A 20,878-nucleotide genomic window follows, 5' to 3' on the forward strand; every position below is an offset into this window, starting at 1 on the left:
GCGTCTTGTCCGGGTCGGGCGCGTCTTGTCTGGAGGCGTCTTATCCGAGGCGTCTTATCTGGGGGCGTCGCCCGGGAAGGCGGGCGGGAGGAGGATGCCGTTGTTGGCGCTGAGGCCGCCGTCGACGGGGACGGTGACGCCGGTGACGTACGACGCCGCGGGCGAGGCCAGGAACCAGATGACCTCGGCCTGCTCGCGCGGATCCGCCCAGCGTCGCTGCGGGATGCGGCCGGTCACGGCCGGGCCGAGCGTCGGGTGTGAGAGCACGCCCGCGGTCATCGCGGTCGCCGTCCCCCCGGGCGCGATGGCGTTGACCCTGATGTTCTCGATCGCGTAGTCGATCGCCGCGCCGCGCACCAGGTTGATCACCGCCGCCTTGGCCGCGTTGTACGCCCAGGTGGCCGGGTCGCCGCCGAGCCCCGAGACCGACGAGGTCGCCACGATCGAGCCGCCGCCCGCCGCCCGCAGGGCCGGCAGCGAGGCCCGGATGCCCAGCGCCACGCCTCGTACGTTGACAGCGAGGATCCGGTCAAAGCGGTCGATGGCGCCCGGTGACTCCAGGGGTCCGGCGCCGCCGATTCCGGCGTTGAGCACGACCGCGTCCAGCCTCCCGAACTCGCGGACGGCGAGGTCGACCATGGCGGCGTTGGTCTCCTCCGTGGACACGTCGCCGACGAGCGGGACGACGCCGTGAACGGCGGAGAGCTTCTCCAGCCCCTCCCTCGCCACGTCGACGGCGACGACCTTGGCTCCCCTGTCGGCGAACAGCTCCGCGGTCGCTCTTCCGATGCCGGACGCGGCACCGGTGACGACCACGACCTGAACACTCATGCGCCCCTCTTCTCTGTGGGTTCTGTGGGTTCTGTGGGTTCTGTGGACTCGGTGGATTCTGTGGAATCGGTGGGTTCTGTTGGATCGGTGGAATTCGTGGAGCCCGTGGAGTTCGTGGAATCCGTGGGCTCCGCCGGCTCCGTGGATTTCCCGGACGGGACGAGCGCGTCGATCCACTCGCGGACCGCCGCCACCGTCGTCTCCGAGTGCTCTTCGAGCACGGTGAAATGGTCGCCGGGCACGTCGGCGGTCTCGTGCGGCAACGGCCAGAAGGCCCGCCAGTCGAACCGTCCCGTGGGGTCCACGACGGTTCCGCGCAGCGGTTCCCGCGCCCGGACGACCAGGGTCCTGGCGTCGATCGGCTTGGGCTGCCAACCGGCCAGGATCCGGCCGTACGCGCCCATGGTGGTGAGGCTCGCGTCGCTCCAGACCATCCGGTAGCGCTCGATGCGCTCCACCATCCCGGTGAGCATCGCGGCGAGCCACCAGTCCCGCATGCCCTCCAGCGTCGGGCTCTCGATCGGGTAGGAGTCGATCAGCACCAGCCCGGCCGCCGGGGTGCCCCGGTTCTCCAGCTCGGCCGCCACCGAGTGCGCGACGCAGCCGCCCATGGACCGGCCGAGGATCACGAACGGGCCGTCTCCGATCAGCTTCTCCACGGCGTCGGCGTGCATCCGGACGAACGTCTCCTCACTGTCCGGGAGGAGGTCGTCCGGCGCGTACCCGGGTGAGGGCACCACGTGGACGTCCCGCTCACCGCGCATGGCGTGGCCGAAGCGGGCGTACTCGTGCGGGCCGGAGATGGCGCTGACGGCGGGGAAGCAGATCAGCGAGACCGGCGCGTCGCCGGAGGCCAGCCGGATCGGCGCGACGGCGTGCTCGGCGGCCTCCGCCGGTCCGAAGCTCGACCGCAGGTGGGAGACCACACCGATCAGCTCGGCCGCGGCGGCGAACTCGCCTCGGCCGCACAACTGGCGGTAGAGGTCGGACAGCGGCCCCTGCCGTACCGCCCCGGCCCCCTCGCCCCTCGCGGAACCCGTGGAACCCGTGGAACCCGTGGAACCGGCGGAACCGACAGGTTCGCCGGACTCGCCCGGTTTGATGACGTTCGCGAGTTCGGGCAGCAGGTAGCCGGTGAGCGCCTCGGGCGTGGGATGGTCGAACGTGACCGTCGCGGGCAGCCGCAGGCCGGTCAGCGCGTCGAGCCGGTTGCGCAGCTCGACGGCGGTGAGCGAGTCCAGGCCGAGGTCGTTGAACGGGCGTTCCGGCGCGACGGACCCGGCCGACGTGCCCAGGACCGCCGCCACCTCCGCCGTGACCACGTCGAGCACGGCCCCCGCCCGCTGCTCCTCGGGCAGCCTCGCCAGACGGTACGCCAGCGCGGGACCGGTCGCCGAGGAGGTCCTGGCCGCTCGCCGCTGTGGCCTGACCAGGCCGCGCAGCAGCGGGGGCGGCTGCGCTCCGCCCGCCCGCAGAGCGGCGAGGTCCAGCGGTGCGGGGACGAGCAGCGCGGGACCGGAGGAGGTGGGGGTGCCGGGGGTGGGAGCGGGGTCGAACCGCAGCGCCGCCTCGAACAGGGCCAGCCCGTCGGCGGTGGTCAGGGGGCGGACCCCGGCGCGCGCCGCGCGGGCGCGGTCGGCGTCGGTCAGGTGCGCGGTGACACCGCTCGGCCGCGCCCACATGCCCCAGGCCAGTGACAGCGCGGGCAGCCCGAGGACCCTGCGGTGCGCGGCCAGCGCGTCCAGGAAGGTGTTGGCCGCCGCGTAACTCCCCTGCCCAGGCCCGCCGAGGATCCCCGCGACGGACGAGTAGAGGACGAAGGCGGCCAGGTCGTGGTCGCGGGTCAGCTCGTGCAGGTTCCAGGCGGCGTCGACCTTGGGCCGCAGCACGGCGTCGACGCGGTCCGGTGTGAGCGAGGTGACCACGCCGTCGTCGACGACACCGGAGGTGTGCACGACCGCCGTCAGCGGATGCGCCTCCGGGATCGCGGCCAGCACCTCGGCGAGGGCGTCCCGGTCGGCGGCGTCGGCCGCCGCGACGATGACCCGCGCGCCGAACCCGGTCAGTTCCCCGACGAGCTCGGCGACCCCGGGAGCCCGCAGGCCCCGCCTGCCCACGAGCACCAGATGACGGACTCCGCGTACGGCCACCAGGTGCCGGGCGAGCTCGCCCGCCAGGGCACCCGTGCCGCCGGTGATCAGTACGGTCCCCTCGGGGTCCCATTCCCGCCCTTCGCCCTCGGACGCGGCCACGCGGGCGAGCCGGGGGACGAGCACCTTCCCGTTCCGTACGGCCACCCGCGGTTCACCGGAGCCGAGGGCGGCGGCCACCGCCTCCCGTACGGCATCCGGTGAGACGTCCGTGACGTCGACGACGACGATCCGGCCGGGATGCTCGGCCTGGGCCGATCCGACCAGTCCCCAGATCGGCGCCGTCGCGGGATCGGGGCTCTCTTCCGCGGACGTGGAGACCGCGTCTCGGGTCACGACGACGAGCCGCGACGACTCCGGCCGCTCGGGGTCTTCGGGGCTTCGAGAGAGCCACTCCTGCAACAGGCCGAGCACCCGGTTCACCTGGTCGTGCGCGGCGACGGACGGGTCGGCGGGCTCGAACTCCGTTCCCGAGACGAGGACGACATCGGTTTCCCGGCCCGCCCCGGGGGTCGCGGTGTCCGTCTCCGCCCAGGTCACCTGGAACAGCGCGTCGCGCTCGGCGGGCCGGACGGCCCGGAGCTGCCCGGCCGAGATCAGCCGGGCCCTGAGGGACTCGACGCTCGCCACCGGGGCCCCCGAGGCGTCGGCGGCGTACAGGGACAGCTCGTCCTCGCTGTGCAGCGTCAACCGGACGCGCAGCGCCGCCGCCCCCGAGGCGTGCAGCCGTACGCCGCTGTAGGCGAAGGGCAGGCGGTTCTGGCCGGGCGGGCTGTCGCGCAGCCCGTGGTGGGCCGCGATGTGCAGCGCCGCGTCGAGCAGGGCGGGATGGACCCCGAACAGCCCGGCGTCCGCCCGCTGCGGGTCGGGGAGCTCGACCTCGGCGAAGAACGCGTTCTCCGCGCGCCAGGCCGCTCTCAACCCCTGGAAGGCGGGCCCGTACGACAGCCCCGCCTCGGCGAGTACCGGGTAGACGTCGTCGATCTCGACGGGTACCGCGCCGTCGGGCGGCCACACCTCCAGCGGGGCCTTCTCCTCCTCGCGGGACGGTGTGGTGAGGAACCCGGCGGCGTGCCGCGTCCATTCCGCCTCTCCCCCGGCCTCGGCGGGACGCGAGTACACGGCCACGGGGCGGCGGATCGCGTGATCGAGCGGGCTCTCACGGCCGGTCGCTCCCACGGCCACCTGGACGTGCACGGCCCCGCGTTCGGGGACCACGAGGGGTGCCTCGATCACCAGCTCGTCCAGGGTGTCGAGACCGACCTCGTCACCGGCCCGGATGGCGAGCTCCACGAGCGCGGTGCCCGGCACGATGACGGTGCCCATGACCGCGTGGTCGGCCAGCCAGGGATGGGTCCGCAGCGAGAGCCGTCCCGCCAGCAGGGTCGCGTCGGCGTCGGCGAACGCCACCGTGGCGCCCAGCAGCGGATGATTCGCGGGGGCCAGCCCCAGACCGGACACGTCTCCCGCTCCCGGCGACACGGGGTCGAGCCAGTAACGCCGATGCTGGAAGGCGTAGGTGGGCAGGTCGACCCTGTTCGCGCCGGGGAAGACCGTCTCCCAGTCGATCGGGCTGCCGTGGACGTGGGCCTGTCCGAGGGCCAGGAGCGCGGTCACCTCCTCGGGCCGGTCCTTGCGCAACACCGGCACCACCACCCGCGAATCGGGAAGGGACTGCCGAGCCATGGCCGACAGCACCCCATCGGGGCCCAGCTCCAGGAACGTCGTCACCCCGGCCGCGTCCAGGGCGCTCACCGCGTCGGCGAACCGGACCGGCTCCCGAACTTGCCGCACCCAATACTCCGGATCCCTGAGCTCCTGCCCCGTCGCGAGCCGCCCGGTCAACGTCGACACCAGCGGGATCCGCGGCTCGTTGAACGTCACCTTCTCCAGGACCTGGCGGAAGTCGTCGAGCATCGGCTCCATCCGCGCCGAGTGAAACGCGTGACTCACCGTCAACCGCCGAACCCGCCGCCCCTGCCGGACGAACCCATCCGCCACGGTCGAGACGAGGTCTTCGTCCCCCGAGACCACCACCGCAGACGGACCGTTCACCGCAGCGATCCCCACCCGGCCCGGCCAGGCATGAGAGGCATCCGGCCCATCCGCCTCGTCCAGACCCGCCAGCGCGTCCAGAACCTCGTGCTCACCGGCCTCGATCGCGGCCATCGCCCCGCCGGCAGGCAACCCCTGCATCAACCGACCACGAGCCGCCACCACCTTCGCCGCATCCTCCAGCGACCACACCCCGGCCAGATAAGCCCCCGACACCTCCCCGATCGAATGACCGGCCAGGTGGTCAGGGGCAACACCCCACGACTCCAGCAGACGGAACAACCCCACCTGCACCGCGAACAACCCCGACTGGGTGAACACCGTCCGATCCAGCAACCCGGTCTCGCCGAACACCACCTCCCGGACAGAGACCCCATCCAGGTGACGATCCAGCTCGGCGACCACCTCATCGAACGCAGCCGCGAACACCGGGAACCGCCCATACAGTTCCCGACCCATCCCCTCGCGCTGACTGCCCTGACCGGTGAACAGGAACGCCAGCCCACCCCCGGCCCGACCCTGGGCCACCCCTGCCGACGGTTCGCCCGCCGCCAACGCCTCCAACCCCGCGACCAGATCCGCGACATCAGCGGCCACGACCACCGCCCGCTCCTCCAGCACCCCCCGACCACGCGCCAGCGAATACCCCACATCCCCCACATCGAGACGAGGATCGGCCTTCACGAACTCGGCCAGCCGAGCCGCCTGACCCCGCAACCCCGCCACCGACCGACCCGACACCACCCACGGCACCACCCCGGCCGGCACAGAACCGGAAACAGCCGGAACAGGCTCCTCCGGGGCCTGCTCGATGATCACGTGGGCGTTGGTGCCGCTCACCCCGAACGCCGACACCCCCGCCCGACGTGGCACGCCCGTGTCCGGCCACTCCCGCGCCTCGGTCAGCAGCTCGACCGAACCGGCCGACCAGTCCACGTGCGCCGACGGCTCGTCCACATGCAACGTCCTGGGCAACACCCCATACCGAATCGCCTGAACAAGCTTGATCACACCCCCCACCCCGGCCGCCGCCTGCGCATGACCGATGTTCGACTTCAACGACCCCAACCACAACGGCCGATCGACCGGCCGCCCCTGCCCGTACGTCGCGATGATCGCCTGCGCCTCGATCGGGTCACCCAGCGTCGTACCGGTACCGTGCGCCTCGACCAGGTCCACCTCCGACGCCGACAACCCCGCACCCGCCAACGCCTGACGGATCACCCGCTGCTGCGACGGACCATTCGGAGCCGTCAAACCGTTCGAAGCACCGTCCTGATTCACCGCCGAACCCCGGACAACAGCCAGCACCTCATGACCCAGCCGCCGCGCGTCCGACAACCGCTCCACCAACAGGAAACCGACACCCTCGGCCCAGCTCGTGCCGTCCGCCGCCTGGGCGAACGCCTTGCAGCGGCCGTCCACCGACAGGCCGCGCTGGCGGGAGAACTCCACGAACCCCTGCGGCGACGCCATCACCGAGACGCCTCCGGCCAAAGCCAGGTCGGACTCGCCCGCACGCAGCGACTGCACCGCCAGATGCAACGCCACCAGCGACGACGAACACGCCGTGTCCACCGTGACAGCGGGACCCTCGAACCCGAACGAGTACGCGATCCGCCCCGACGCCACGCTGCGCAGCGTGCCGATGCCCAGGTGACCTTCCAACTCCTCGGGCGCGCCGGGACCGGCGCCGTAGTCGCCGCCCGCGAGCCCCGCGAACACCGCCGTCCGGCTCCCCCGGAGCGGAGCCGGGTCGATTCCGGCGTGCTCGAACGCCTCCCAGGCGCTCTCCAGGAGCAGCCGCTGCTGCGGGTCGGTCGCCAGCGCCTCACGCGGCGAGATCCCGAAGAACTCCGCGTCGAAGCCCGCGACATCGCTCAGGAACCCGCCGTGCCGGGTGTACGACGTGCCGGGGTGGTCCGGGTCGGGGTCGTACAGGCCCTCCAGGTCCCAGCCCCGGTCGGACGGGAACTCCGACACCGCGTCCCGCCCCTCGGCGACCAGGTCCCACAGATCCCGCGGCGAGTTCACACCACCGGGGAAGCGGCACGCCATCCCGACGATCGCGATCGGCTCCCTGCGTCCCGACTCGACCTCGTGGAGGCGGCCTCGCAGGTTCTGGACGTCGGCGATCGCGCGTTTCAGGTATTCGCGAAGTTTCTCGTCGGCCATGGCGGATGTGCTCCTCAGCGTCACAGGGAGTCGATGTCTTGATCGAGAAGCCGGAACAGCTCCTCGTCGGTCGCGGAGTCGAGGTCGACGCCCGCGACCGGGGGCGGCGTGGCCGTTCCCCACCGGTCGAGCAGGGACCGCATCCTGGTGAGGAGTTCCGCGTGCTCGGGGGCGTCCCCGGCACCGGAGGAGAACACCGTCTCCAGGTAGTCGAGCGAGGCCGAGGCGGAGGGGAAGCGGACGGCCTCCCCCGGCGACGACAGCTCGTTCCTGAGGTATCCGGCGATCGCGGCGGGTGTCGGGTAGTCGAAGACCAGGGTCGCGGGCAGCCGCAGGCCGGTGGCCGCGCCGAGGCGGTTGCGCAGGTCGACGGCCGTCAGCGAGTCCAGGCCGAGCTCCCTGAACGCCTTCCCGAGGTCGATGGCGCTCGCGCCGTCGTGTCCCAGGACGACGGCGGACTCGGTGCGGACCAGCTCGACCAGGGCCTCGTCGAGTTCGGTTCCGGCCAGCGTGGCGATCGACCTGGTCGAGCTGGTCACCGGTTCCGCCACGGGCACCTCCTGGACCGGCCTGCCCCCGGTGGGCGCGGCGTCGAGCCAGAAACGGCGGCGGCGGAAGGCGTAGGTCGGCAGCGGCACCCGGCGGGCACCGGGATACACCGCCCGCCAGTCCACCGGGACACCCCGTACGTACACCTCCGCCAGGGAGGTGAGGAACCGGTCGAGGCCGCCCTGGTCGCGGCGCAGCGAGCCCGCCACGACCGCGCCCGGCGCGGCGGTGTCGAGGGTCTCCTGGATGCCCGAGGTCAGCACCGGGTGGGGGCTGATCTCGATGAACACGTCGTGTCCCTGCTCGGCCAGCGCGCGGACGGCCTCCTCGAACCGGACCCGCTCGCGGAGGTTCGCGTACCAGTAGTCCGCGTCCATCGGTGTCGTGCCGATCCAGTCCCCGGTGACGGTCGACAGGATCGGCACCTCCCCGGCGCGCGGCCGGACGGGCGCGAGGGCCTCGCCCAGCTCCGCGCGGATCCGCTCGACGTGCGCGGAGTGGGAGGCGTAGTCCACCGGGACGAGCCGGGCCCGTACGCCCCCGGCCTTGTAGTCGTCGACGAGCCCGGCGACCGTGTCGGGATCACCGGAGATCACCACCTGGGAGGGGCCGTTGACGGCGGCCACCGAGACGCGGCCCGCGGGCCCGGCGATCCGGGCCTCCACCTCGTCCGGCGGCAGCGCGACCGACGCCATGGCGCCGCTCCCGGCGAGGGCCAGGATCGCGCGGCTGCGGAGCGCGACGACCCGCGCGGCGTCCTCCAGCGACAGGGTCCCCGCCACGCACGCCGCGGCGATCTCGCCCTGGCTGTGCCCGACGACGGCCGCGGGGCGGACGCCGTAGGACTCCCAGAGGGCGGCGAGCGACACCATCACCGCCCACAGCAACGGCTGCACCACGTCCACCCGGTCCCGCTCCGGCGCGCCCGGCACCCCGCGCAGGACCTCGGCGGGCGACCAGTCGACGTACGGGGAGAGCGCCTCCTCGCAGGCCGCCAGCCGCCGGGCGAACACGGGTGCGGTGTCGAGCAGCTCGACCGCCATCCCCGCCCACTGGGAACCCTGCCCGGGGAAGACGAACACCACCTTGCCGTCGGCGTCCGCGACACCGCGTACGACCCTCGGCGAGGAGGTACCGGCGGCCAGCGCGCGCAGGCCCGCCACGAGCCCGCCGCCATCGCCATCGCCCTCGCTGTCGCTGCTGTCGTCGGTGGCGAGGACGACGGCGCGGTGCTCGAAGGCCGAGCGCGTAGTGGCGAGGGAGAGACCGACGTCCCTCGGATCCGGGTCCGCCACGACCTTCCGATCCAGGTCGGCCGCGACCTTCCGGTCCGGGCCCGCCGCGACTCCGGCCCCCGTCTCGTCCGGGCCCTCGACGACGCCCGTCTTGCTCAGGTTGCCCAAGGCACTCGGGTCCTCGACAATCCTCGCCTCATCCGAGTCCCCGACGAAGGCCGCCAGGCGGGCGGCCTGGGCGTGCAGGGCCTCCGGGGTCCTGCCGGACACCGTCCAGAGCAGCGGTCCGCCGTACGGCTCCACTCCTGCGGGCGCCGCCTCCGACGACGGGTCCCCCTCGGCCCGGACGTGCGCCGTCTCGCTCGGAGGAATCGGCTCGATCCGGTGGGCGGGTGCCGTCTCGCCCGGCGGGGCCTGTTCGATGATCACGTGGGCGTTGGTGCCGCTCACCCCGAACGCCGACACGCCCGCCCGGCGTGGCACGCCCGTGTCCGGCCACTCCCGCGCCTCGGTGAGCAGCTCGACCGCTCCGGCCGACCAGTCCACGTGCGGCGACGGCTCGTCCACGTGCAGCGTCCTCGGCAACACCCCGTGCCGGATCGCCTGCACCATCTTGATGATCCCGGCCGCTCCGGCCGCCGCCTGGGTGTGCCCGATGTTCGACTTCAGCGAGCCCAGCCACAACGGCCGCTCACCGGGCCTGTCCTGGCCGTACGCGGCGATGAGCGCCTGTGCCTCGATCGGGTCGCCCAGCGTGGTGCCGGTACCGTGCCCCTCGACGGCGTCCACCTCCGAGGGCGCGAGCCCGGCGTTGGCGAGCGCCTGCCGGATCACCCGCTGCTGTGACGGGCCGTTCGGAGCGGTCAGCCCGTTGGAGGCGCCGTCCTGGTTGACCGCCGTGCCGCGTACGACGGCCAGCACCTCGTGGCCGAGTCGGCGCGCGTCCGCGAGGCGTTCGACGAGGAGCAGGGTCACGCCCTCGGCCCAGCCGGTGCCGTCGGCGGCCCCCGCGTACGCCTTGCAGCGGCCGTCGGCGGCGAGCCCGCGCTGCCGCGAGAACTCGACGAACACGGAGGGCGAGGCCATCACCGCCACCCCGCCCGCGAGGGCCAGGTCGGACTCGCCCGAGCGCAGCGACTGCACCGCCAGATGCAGCGCCACCAGCGACGACGAGCAGGCCGTGTCGACCGTGACCGCGGGCCCCTCGAACCCGAACGAGTACGCGATCCGCCCCGACGCCACGCTGCCCGCGTTGCCGTTGGCCAGGTAGCCCTCCAGCGGGGCGGGCGCCTCCCCGACCCGGGGGGCGTAGTCGTGGTACATGACGCCGGTGAAGACGCCGGTCCTGCTGCCCCGCAGGGTGGCCGGGTCGATGCCCGCCCCCTCCAGGGCCTCCCACGCCGTCTCCAGGAGGAGCCGCTGCTGCGGGTCGGTCGCCAGCGCCTCGCGCGGCGAGATCCCGAAGAACTCCGCGTCGAAGTCGGCGGCCTCGTGCAGGAACCCGCCGTGCCTGGTGTACGACGTGCCTGGGTGGGCGGGGTCGGCGTCGAACAGCGTCTCCAGGTCCCAGCCCCGGTCGGCGGGGAACTCCGAGATCGCGTCGCCGCCCGAGGCGACCAGCCGCCACAGGTCGTCCGGGGAGCCGATCCCGCCGGGCAGGCGGCAGGCCATCCCGACGATCGCGATCGCGTCTCCGGCCACCGGGGCGGAGACGGTCTCGGCCGCCTTCTCGTGCTTCCCGCCGAGTTTCCCCTGGAGGTATCCGGCCAGCGCGGAGGGCGTGGGGTGGTCGAAGGTCAGGGTGGCGGGCAGCCGGAGCCCCGTCGCCGCGTTGAGCCGGTTGCGCAGCTCGACCGCCGTCAGGGAGTCGAGCCCGAGGTCGCCGAAGGCACGCCGGGCCCGCACGACCTCGACACCCGCGCCCAGGACCGCCGCGGCCTCGGTACGCACCAGGTCGAGCAGGAGTTCTTCCCGGCGTTCGCCGGTGAGCCCGGCCAGCCGCCGTACGAGCGGCGACCCCTCCGCCGCGTCCCGCGCGACCCGGCGCGAGGGCCGGACGAGACCGCGCAGCAGCGGCGGGATCTCCTCCGCGCCGCGCACGGCGGGCAGGTCGAGCGCGGCGGGTACCAGCACCGGGGAGCCCAGCCGCAGCGCGGCGTCGAACAGCTCCAGCCCCTCGGCGGTGGGCAGCGGCCTGACCCCGCCGCGCGCGGCCCGCGCCCGGTCGAGGTCGGTCAGGTGCGCGGTGACGCCGGTGCGTTGCTCCCAGAGGCCCCAGGCCAGGGAGAGCGCGGGCAGGCCCTCGCTCCTGCGGTGTTCCGCGAGGGCGTCGAGGAAGGTGTTGGCCGCCGCGTAGCTCGCCTGCCCCGCGCTGCCCAGGACTCCGGCGACCGAGGAGTACAGCACGAACCACGCCAGGTCGTGGTCGCGGGTCAGCTCGTGCAGGTGCCAGGCGGCGTCGACCTTGGGACGCAGCACCGCGCCGACGCGCTCGGCGGTGAGCGAGCCGACCACGCCGTCGTCGACGACGCCCGCCGTGTGCACGACGGCGGTCAGCGGGTGTCCGGCCGGGATCGCCGCCAGGACTCCCTCCAGGAACGCGCGGTCGGCCACGTCTCCCGCCACGATGTCGACCCGGGCGCCGAGCTCGGCCAGCTCGTCGCGCAGCTCGGCCGCACCGGGGGCCCACGCGCCCCGGCGGCTGGTGAGGACCAGGTGCCGGGCGCCGTGCTCGGTCACGACATGCCGGGCGAGCAGGCCGCCGAGCCCACCCGTGCCGCCGGTGATCAGTACGGTCCCCTCAGGGTCCAGCGGTACGGCTCCGGCGGCCGGGCCCGTCGCCCGGACCAGGCGCGGCACCAGGATCCGCTCTCCTCGCACGGCCAGTTGCGGCTCACCGGCGGCCGGTTGCAGTTCACCGGCTGCCAGCTGCGGCTCACCGGCCGCCAGTGAACGAACGGCCTCCGCGCCGAGGTCGCGGTCACCGTCGACCAGGACGATCCGCCCCGGCTGCTCCGACTGCGCCGAGCGTACGAGCCCCCACACGGCGGCCGAACGCGGGTCGACGGTCTCCTCGGCGGACACGGCCACCGCGTTCCTCGTGACCACGATCGCGCGGGCGGACGCGGGACGCTCCTCTCCCAGCCATCGCCGCAGCTCGGCCAGCACCCGGTTCGTCACCTCGTGCACGGCGGCCGGCACGCCCGCCGACGGGCCGGGATCGGCGACGCCGGAGATGACGACGACCTCGGAGACCTCAGGGGCGTCGGAAGTGTTTTCTTCGGTGGGCGGCTCGACCCAGCCGACCTGGAAGAGCGAGTCGCGTGAGGCCGATCGCGCCTCGCGCAGCCTGTCCGCCTCGATCAGGCGGGAACGCAGCCCCTCGACGGACGCGACGGGCGCTCCCGTGGCGTCCGCCACCTGGATCGCCCACTCCTCCGCCCCGGCCGGGGTGAGCCGCACCCGGACGGCGGACGCGCCGGAGGCGTGCAGGCGCACACCCCGCCAGGCGAAGGGCAGCCGGTTGCCTCCGGCCGGGGTGTCCGGCAGGGTCTCGTACGCCGCGACGTGCAGGGCGGCGTCGAGCAGGGCGGGATGCACCCCGAAACGCGCGGCGTCCTCCCGTTCTCCGTCCGCGAGCGACACCTCCGCCAGGAGCGTCTCCCCCTGCCGCCATGCGGCGCGTACCCCCTGGAACGCGGGGCCGTAGTCCAGACCGGCCCCGGCCAGAGTGCGATAGAAGTCCGCGACATCGAGCGCGACGGCGTCGGCGGGAGGCCACTCGGCCAGGCCGGAGGCCTCCTCCCGCGAGCCGGGGACGACACGGCCTTCCGCGTGCTTGGTCCACCCGGTGTCTCCCTGCCCGTTCTCGGGACGGGAGTTCTCGGGACTGAAATTCTCGGGGCGGGAGTGGATGGCGACGGCACGGCCGCCATCGTCGTCCCGGGCTCCGACGGACACCTGGATGTGCACCGCACCGCGTTCCGGGAGCACGAGGGGGGTCTCGATCACCAGCTCGTCCAGCGCCTCCGCGCCGACCTCGTCACCCGCTCTGATCGCGAGCTCGACGAAGGCCGTGCCGGGAACCACGACCGTCCCGGCGATCGCGTGGTCGGCGAGCCAGGGGTGCGAGCGCAGCGACAACCGCCCGGTCAGGAGTACGGCGTCGGCGTCCGCCAGCCCGATCGCGCCGCCCAGCAGCGGATGGTCGGCCGCGCCGAGCCCCAGCCCGGAGGCGTCCGCCGCGCCCGCCGGCGAGGCGTCGAGCCAGTAGCGCTGCCGCTGGAAGGCGTACGTGGGCAGGTCGACCCTGTTCGCGCCGGGGAAGACCGTCTCCCAGTCGATCGGGCTGCCGTGGATGTGGGCCTGCCCCAGGGCCAGGAACGCGGTCACCTCCTCGGGCCGGTCCTTGCGCAGCAGGGGGATCAGCACGTGCGGTTCGGCGTCGTCGCGCTCCGGCAGTGATTGCCGGGCCATGGCCGACAGCACCCCGTCGGGCCCCAGCTCCAGGAAGGTCGTCACCCCGGCCGCGTCCAGAGTGCTTACCGCGTCGGCGAACCGGACCGGCTCGCGAACCTGCCGCACCCAATACTCCGGATCCCCAAGCTCCTGTCCCGTCGCGAGCCGCCCGGTCAGCGTCGACACCAAAGGGATCCGCGGCTCGTTGAACGTCACCTCGGCTAACACCTGGCGGAAGTCGTCGAGCATCGGCTCCATCCGCGCCGAGTGAAACGCATGACTCACCGACAACCGCCGAACCCGCCGCCCCTGCCGAGCGAACCCATCCACCACGGCCGCGACAAGGTCCTCATCCCCCGAGACCACCACCGCCGACGGACCGTTCACCGCCGCGATCCCTATCCGACTTGTGTCGGGCAGCGCGTCCAGGACCTCGTGCTCACTGGCCTCGATCGCGGCCATCGCCCCACCAGAAGGCAACCCCTGCATCAACCGACCACGAGCCGCCACCACCTTCGCCGCATCCTCCAGCGACCACACCCCGGCCAGATAAGCCCCCGACACCTCCCCAATCGAATGACCGGCCAGGTAGTCAGGAGCAACACCCCACGACTCCAGCAGGCGGAACAACCCCACCTGCACCGCGAACAAACCCGACTGGGTGAACACCGTCCGATCCAGCAACCCCGACGCACCGAACACCACCTCCCGGACAGAGACCCCATCCAGGTGACGATCCAGCTCGGCGACCACCTCATCGAACGCAGCCGCGAACACCGGGAACCGCCCATACAGCTCCCGACCCATCCCTTCGCGCTGACTGCCCTGACCGGTGAACAGATACGCCAGCCCACCACCAGCCCGACCCTGAACCACCTGCGACGACGCCTCACCCGCCGCCAACGCCTCCAACCCCGCGACCAGATCCACGACATCAGCGGCCACCACCACAGCCCGCTCCTCCAACACCCCCCGACCACGCGCCAGCGAATACCCCACATCCCCCAGCTGGAGATGTGACCCCGCCTTGACGAACTCGGCCAGCCGAGCCGCCTGATCGCGCAACCCCGCCACCGACCGACCCGACACCACCCACGGCACCACCCCGCCAACTGACACAGAACCACCCGAAACAGGCTCCTCCGGGGCCTGTTCGATGATCACGTGAGCGTTCGTGCCACTCACCCCGAACGCCGACACCCCAGCCCGACGCACACCCCCCGACCCAGGCCACTCCCGCGCCTCGGTCAGCAGCTCGACCGAACCCCCCGACCAGTCCACATGCGGCGACGGCTCGTCCACATGCAACGTCCCGGGAAGGACACCATGGCGGATCGCCTGCACCACCTTGATGACCCCGGCCACCCCCGCCGCGGCTTGTGTGTGACCGATGTTCGACTTCACCGATCCCAGCCACAGCGGCCGACCAACCGGCCGCCCCTGCCCGTACGTCGCCAGCAACGCCTGCGCCTCGATCGGGTCACCCAGCGTCGTACCGGTACCGTGCGCCTCGACCAGATCCACCTCCGACGCCGACAACCCCGCACCCGCCAACGCCTGACGGATCACCCGCTGCTGCGACGGACCATTCGGAGCCGTCAAACCATTCGAAGCACCGTCCTGATTCACCGCCGAACCCCGGACAACCGCCAGCACCCCATGACCCAGCCGCCGCGCGTCCGACAACCGCTCCACCAACAGGAAACCGACACCCTCCGCCCACCCCGTACCGTCCGCCGCCCGCGCGAACGCCTTGACCCGGCCGTCCGGGGCCAGCCCGCGCTGCCGGGAGAACTCGACGAAGCCGACCGGTGACGTCATCACCGTCACCCCGCCCGCGAGGGCCAGGTCGGATTCGCCCGAGCGCAACGACTGCACCGCCAGATGCAACGCCACCAACGACGACGAACACGCCGTGTCCACCGTGACAGCGGGACCCTCGAACCCGAACGAGTACGCGATCCGCCCCGACGCCACGCTCGCCGCGTTGCCGATGCTGAGGTAGCCGTCGACGGCCTCCGGCACCTCGGGAAGCCGGGCCGCGTAGTCCTGGCCGTTCATACCGGCGAAGACCCCGGTCCTGCTGCCCCGCAGGGTGGACACGTCGATTCCGGCCCGCTCGAACGTCTCCCAGGCGCTCTCCAACAGCAGCCGCTGCTGCGGGTCGGTCGCGAGCGCCTCACGCGGCGAGATCCCGAAGAACTCCGCGTCGAAGTCGGCGATGCCGTCCAGGAACCCGCCGTGCCGGGTGTAGGTCCTGCCGGGCCGGTCGGGGTCGGGGTCGTACAGGCCCTCCAGATCCCAGCCCCGGTCGGACGGGAACTCCGACACCGCGTCCCGCCCCTCGGCGACCAGGTCCCACAGATCCCGCGGCGAGTTCACACCACCGGGAAAGCGGCACGCCATCCCGACGATCGCGATCGGTTCGGTCTGGTCGTCCTGTACCCGCTGGAGGCGCTGCCGCGTCTCGTGCAACTCGGCGGTGACCCGCTTGAGGAGATGCCTGATCTGGTCCTCGCTCATCGTCTTCGTGTGTCCCTCTCAAGCCCGCGGTTCAGGAGATTCCAAGCGTTCTGCTGATGAAGTCGACGAGTTCGTCGTCGCTCGCCGACGACAGCTCGTCCGTGACGGCGTTCGCCGGTGTCGCCTCACCCCACGTGGCGGCGAGTCTCCGCAGCCGGGCGGCGGCGGCCTCCCGTTCGGCGTCGCTCACCGAGGCCTCGGAGAGGGTCGCCTCCAGCGCCTCGATCCCCGCCAGGACCGAGGTGATCGTCGTGGTCGTCGCCTCGGCGCGCGGTACGAGCTCCGCGTGCAGGTGACCGGCGAGGGCCGCCGGGGTGGGGTGGTCGAACACGATCGAGGGCGGCAGCCGCAGTCCGGTCGCGGCGCCGAGCCGGTTGCGCAGCTCGACCGCGGCCAGCGAGTCGAACCCCTGGTCCCGGAACCTCCTGTCGGCCTCGACGGTGTCGGGCGACGGGCGGCTCTGCACCACCGCGACCTGGGTCCGTACCAGTCGCAGCAGGGTCCGGTGCTGTTCCGCCTCCGCCAGGCCCGCGAGCTGCCGTACCAGGTCGGAGGTGTCTATACCGGCCGAAACCGTGGCGGTGCCCGGTGTCCCGCGACCGGCCTGGACGATCTCCGGAAGCTCGCTCACCAGGGAGTGGGACCGGCCCTCGAACATGATCTGCCAGTCGACGTCGGCGATGACGGCGTGGGACTCGTCGCGATCGAGTACCTGGCCCAGCGCGGTGACGGCGAGGTCGGGCGGGAGCCCGCGCAGGCCGTGCCTGGCCAGGTTGCGGCCCGCCTCGGAGGTGACGATGCCGCCGCCCGCCCACTGCCCCCAGGCGATCGACGTGGCCGGAAGGCCGGTGGCCCGGCGGTGCGCGGCGAGCGCGTCGAGGTAGGCGTTGCCCGGCGCGTAGTTGCCCTGACCCGCGACGCCGCAGATTCCGGCGACCGAGGAGAACAGCACGAAGGCGGACAGGTCGAGCTCACGGGTCAGCTCGTGCAGGTGCCGGGCTCCACCGGCCTTGACCCGCAGGGCGTGGTCGAGCCGCTCGGGAGTGAGCGTGGAGATCAGGCCGTCGTCCAGCGTGGCGGCCGTGTGCACCACGGCGGTCAGCGGGTGCTCCGGGGGCACCGAGGCGATCACGCGGGCGAGGGCGTCCCGGTCCCCGACGTCCGCGGCGGCGAAGGTGACCCGGGCACCCGCTTCGGCGAGCCGCGCCCCGAGTTCGGCGGCGCCGGGCGCCTCCTCACCACGCCTGCTGACCAGGAGCAGGTGCCCGGCCCCTCTCCCGGCGAGCCAGGCCGCCACGTGCCCGCCGAGCGCGCCCGTCCCGCCGGTGACGAGGACGGTGCCCTCGGTGTTCCACGGCTGTGGTTCCGACGGTTCCAGCTGGTCTCGCGGTGGCGCGTGGACCAGGCGCCTCGCGTACAGGCCCGAGTCTCGTACGGCCACCTCGACCTCGCGATCGTCTCCGGTGATCAGGTCTGAGAGGCGTTCCCAGTGGGGCTCCCCGGCCGAGGCGGGAAGGTCGGCCAGACCGCCCCACTGCGCGGGGCTCTCGACCGCCGCGATCGCGCCCAGACCCCAGGTCAGCGCCTGGGCGGGATCCGGCGCCTCGTCGTCGGGGCCGGTCGAGACCGCGTTCCTGGTCACGCACCAGAGGGGGGCGGTGAGGCCCACGTCGTCCATCGCCTGGAGCAGCGCCACATTGGCCGCGTACGCCCAGGGCACGACGGCCCGTGTCTCCTCGGCCGCCGACAGGAGGGACAGCAGGCCCGCGACCCGCTCCACCGACTCCAGGTGTACCGCCAGTTTCGCCCGGTCCGCGTCGGTCACGACGATCCGGACGACCTCCGCTCCACGGGCGGTCAGGGCACGCTCCGCGGGGTCCGCCCATGCCGTCTCACCGGCCGGGACGAGAAGGAGCCAGGTTCCCCGCGCACGGCTTTCCGGCCTGTCCCGGATCCGCCGCCAGACAACCTGATAGCGCCAGGAATCGACCGAGGAGCGGAGGCGTTTCGCGTTCCACCACGACGTGATCGCGGGCAGCACGGTGGTGAGGGAGCCACGCGTGCCCTCGTCGTCGAGGCCGAGGGTGTCGGCGAGCCGCTCGGGGTCCGCGTTCTCCACCAACTCCCAGAACCGGGCATCCGTCGCCTGAGCTTCGCCGCCGTCGGATCGGGTGGCGTCGAGCCAGTAACGCTGCCGCTGGAAGGCGTACGTGGGCAGGTCGACCCTGCTCGCGCCGGGGAAGACCGCCTCCCAGTCGATCAGGCTGCCATGGACGTGGGCCTGCCCGAGGGCCAGGAACGCGGTCACCTCCTCGGGCCGGTCCTTACGCAACACCGGCACCACCACCCGCGAATCGGGAAGAGATTGCCGAGCCATCGCCGACAGCACCCCATCGGGGCCCAGTTCCAGGAAGGTCGTCACCCCGGCCGCGTCCAGAGTGCTCACCGCGTCGGCGAACCGGACCGGCTCGCGCACCTGCCGCACCCAATACTCCGGATCCCCAAGCTCCTGCCCCGTCGCGAGCCGCCCGGTCAGCGTCGACACCAGCGGGATCCGTGGCTCGTTGAACCTCACCTCCTCCAGGACCTGGCGGAAGTCGTCGAGCATCGGCTCCATCCGCGCCGAATGAAACGCATGACTCACCGTCAACTGACGAACCCGCCGCCCCTGCCGAGCGAACCCATCCACCACGGCCGCGACGAGATCCTCATCCCCCGAGACCACCACCGCCGACGGACCGTTCACCGCCGCGACCCCCACCCGACTCGTGTCAGGCAACGCGTCCAGGACCTCGTGCTCACCGGCCTCGATCGCGGCCATCGCCCCACCGGCAGGCAACCCCTGCATCAACCGACCACGAGCCGCCACCACCCTGGCCGCATCCTCCAGCGACCACACCCCGGCCAGATAAGCCCCCGACACCTCCCCAATCGAATGACCCGCCAGGTGGTCAGGAGCAACACCCCACGACTCCAGCAAGCGGAACAACCCCACCTGCACCGCGAACAACCCCGACTGGGTGAACACCGTCCGATCCAGCAACCCCGACGCACCGAACACCACCTCCCGGACAGAGATGCCAGGAAGGTGACGGTCCAGCTCGGCGACCACCTCATCGAACGCAGCGGCGAACACCGGGAACCGTCCATACAGCTCCCGACCCATCCCTTCGCGCTGACTGCCCTGACCAGTGAACAAGAACGCCAGCCCACCACCAGCCCGACCCTGAACCACCTGCGCCGACGCCTCACCCGCCGCCAACGCCTCCAACCCCGCGACCAGATCCGCGACATCAGCGGCCACCACCACCGCCCGCTCCTCCAGCACCCCCCGGCCACGAGCCAGCGAATACCCAACATCCCCAACATCGAGATGCGACCCCGCCTTGACGAACTCCGCCAGCCGAGCCGCCTGACCCCGCAACCCCGCCACCGACCGACCCGACACCACCCACGGCACCACCCCGGCCGAAACAGAACCGGAAACAGCCGGAACAGGCTCCTCCGGGGCCTGCTCGATGATCACGTGAGCGTTCGTGCCACTCACCCCGAACGCCGACACCCCCGCCCGACGTGGCACGCCCGTGTCCGGCCACTCCCGCGCCTCGGTCAGCAGCGCAACCGAACCGGCCGACCAATCCACGTGCGGCGACGGCTCGTCCACATGCAACGTCCTGGGCAACACCCCATGCCGAATCGCCTGAACAAGCTTGATCACACCCCCCACCCCGGCCGCCGCCTGCGCATGACCGATGTTCGACTTCAACGACCCCAACCACAACGGCCGACCAACCACCCGCCCCTGCCCATACGTCGCCAGCAACGCCTGCGCCTCGATCGGATCACCCAACCTCGTCCCCGTACCATGCGCCTCGACCAGATCCACCTCCGACGCCGACAACCCCGCACCCGCCAACGCCTGACGGATCACCCGCTGCTGCGACGGACCATTCGGCGCGGTGAGCTGGCTGCTGCGGCCGTCCTGGTTGACCGCGCTGCCGCGCAGCACGGCCAGGACCCTGTGCCCGTTGCGGCGGGCGTCCGAGAGTCGTTCGAGTGCCAGCAGCCCGACGCCTTCGGCCCACGCGGTACCGTCCGCGGCCTGGGCGAACGCCTTGATCCGGCCGTCCGGGGCCAGCCCGCGCTGCCGGGAGAACTCGATGAACATCCCGGGAGCGGCGAGGACCGTGGCGCCTCCGGCGAGCGCGAAGGAGCACTCGCCCAGCCGGAGGGCCTGGGCGGCGAGGTGCAGTGCCACGAGCGAGGACGAGCAGGCCGTGTCGACCGTGACCGCGGGTCCCTCGAACCCGAACGAGTACGCGATCCGGCCCGACGCCACGCTGGTGGTGTTGCCGGTGAGCACGTAGCCGTCGGTGTTGCGCGCCGGACGGTGATGGAGGCTGGGCCCGTACTCCTGGGCGATGGCGCCGACGAACACGCCCGTGTCGCTGCCGCGCAGGGTGAGCGGGTCGACGGCGACGTCCTCCAGCGTCTCCCAGGCGGTCTCCAGGAGGAGCCGCTGCTGCGGGTCGGTCGCGAGCGCCTCACGCGGCGAGATCCCGAAGAACTCCGCGTCGAAGTCGGCGGCGTCGTACAGGAACCCGCCCTCGCGCACGTAGGAGGTGCCGCTGCGGTCCGGATCGGGGTGGTAGAGGCCGTCGAGATCCCAGCCGCGGTCGGCGGGGAAGGGACCGATCACGTCCCGCTCCTCGGTCACCAGCCGCCACAGGTCCTCCGGCGAGGTGACTCCGCCGGGGAACCGGCAGGCCATCCCCACGATCGCGATCGGTTCCCTGCCCGCGGACTCGACCTCGTGGAGACGCCGCCGGGTCTGCTGGAGCTGCAGGGTCACCCGGTTGAGGTAGGTACGGAGCTTCTCTTCGTCAGCCATGGGAGAGGTGT

4 protein-coding genes are annotated in these 20,878 nt (G+C 72.6%); all 4 read right to left on the minus strand.

The features are described from left to right. Nucleotides 1-54 precede the first annotated feature (54 nt). The 4 genes from ABT053_RS17960 to ABT053_RS17975 are packed head-to-tail and all read right to left on the minus strand — an operon-like array spanning nucleotide 55 to nucleotide 20,867. The gene (locus tag ABT053_RS17960; RefSeq protein WP_350970163.1) at nucleotides 55-831 is read right to left on the minus strand and encodes an SDR family NAD(P)-dependent oxidoreductase; all 777 of its coding nucleotides are present in this window, start codon (nucleotides 829-831) and stop codon (nucleotides 55-57) included. Further along, on the minus strand, nucleotides 828-7,211 hold the full coding sequence (locus ABT053_RS17965; protein ID WP_350970164.1) for an SDR family NAD(P)-dependent oxidoreductase: 6,384 nt from the start codon (nucleotides 7,209-7,211) through the stop codon (nucleotides 828-830). The genes ABT053_RS17960 and ABT053_RS17965 overlap by 4 nt, the downstream gene beginning before the upstream one ends. 20 nt (nucleotides 7,212-7,231) lie before the next feature. After that, nucleotides 7,232-15,976, minus strand: coding sequence for a type I polyketide synthase (locus ABT053_RS17970; protein WP_350970165.1), 8,745 nt, complete (start codon nucleotides 15,974-15,976; stop codon nucleotides 7,232-7,234). A gap of 31 nt (nucleotides 15,977-16,007) precedes the next feature. Continuing rightward, nucleotides 16,008-20,867 (minus strand): type I polyketide synthase, encoded by a 4,860-nt coding sequence (locus ABT053_RS17975; protein WP_350970167.1) that lies wholly within the window; start codon nucleotides 20,865-20,867, stop codon nucleotides 16,008-16,010. Nucleotides 20,868-20,878 lie beyond the last annotated feature (11 nt).

This window comes from Streptosporangium sp. NPDC002524, from assembly GCF_040295985.1.
Lineage (GTDB): Bacteria > Actinomycetota > Actinomycetes > Streptosporangiales > Streptosporangiaceae > Streptosporangium.

Bases quoted from the DNA above. Each gene is read 5' to 3' on its own strand.
- ABT053_RS17960 (WP_350970163.1), bottom strand. From the start codon at position 831: ATGAGTGTTCAGGTCGTGGTCGTCACCGGTGCCGCGTCCGGCATCGGA.
- ABT053_RS17965 (WP_350970164.1), bottom strand. From the start codon at position 7,211: ATGGCCGACGAGAAACTTCGCGAATACCTGAAACGCGCGATCGCCGAC.
- ABT053_RS17970 (WP_350970165.1), bottom strand. From the start codon at position 15,976: ATGAGCGAGGACCAGATCAGGCATCTCCTCAAGCGGGTCACCGCCGAG.
- ABT053_RS17975 (WP_350970167.1), bottom strand. From the start codon at position 20,867: ATGGCTGACGAAGAGAAGCTCCGTACCTACCTCAACCGGGTGACCCTG.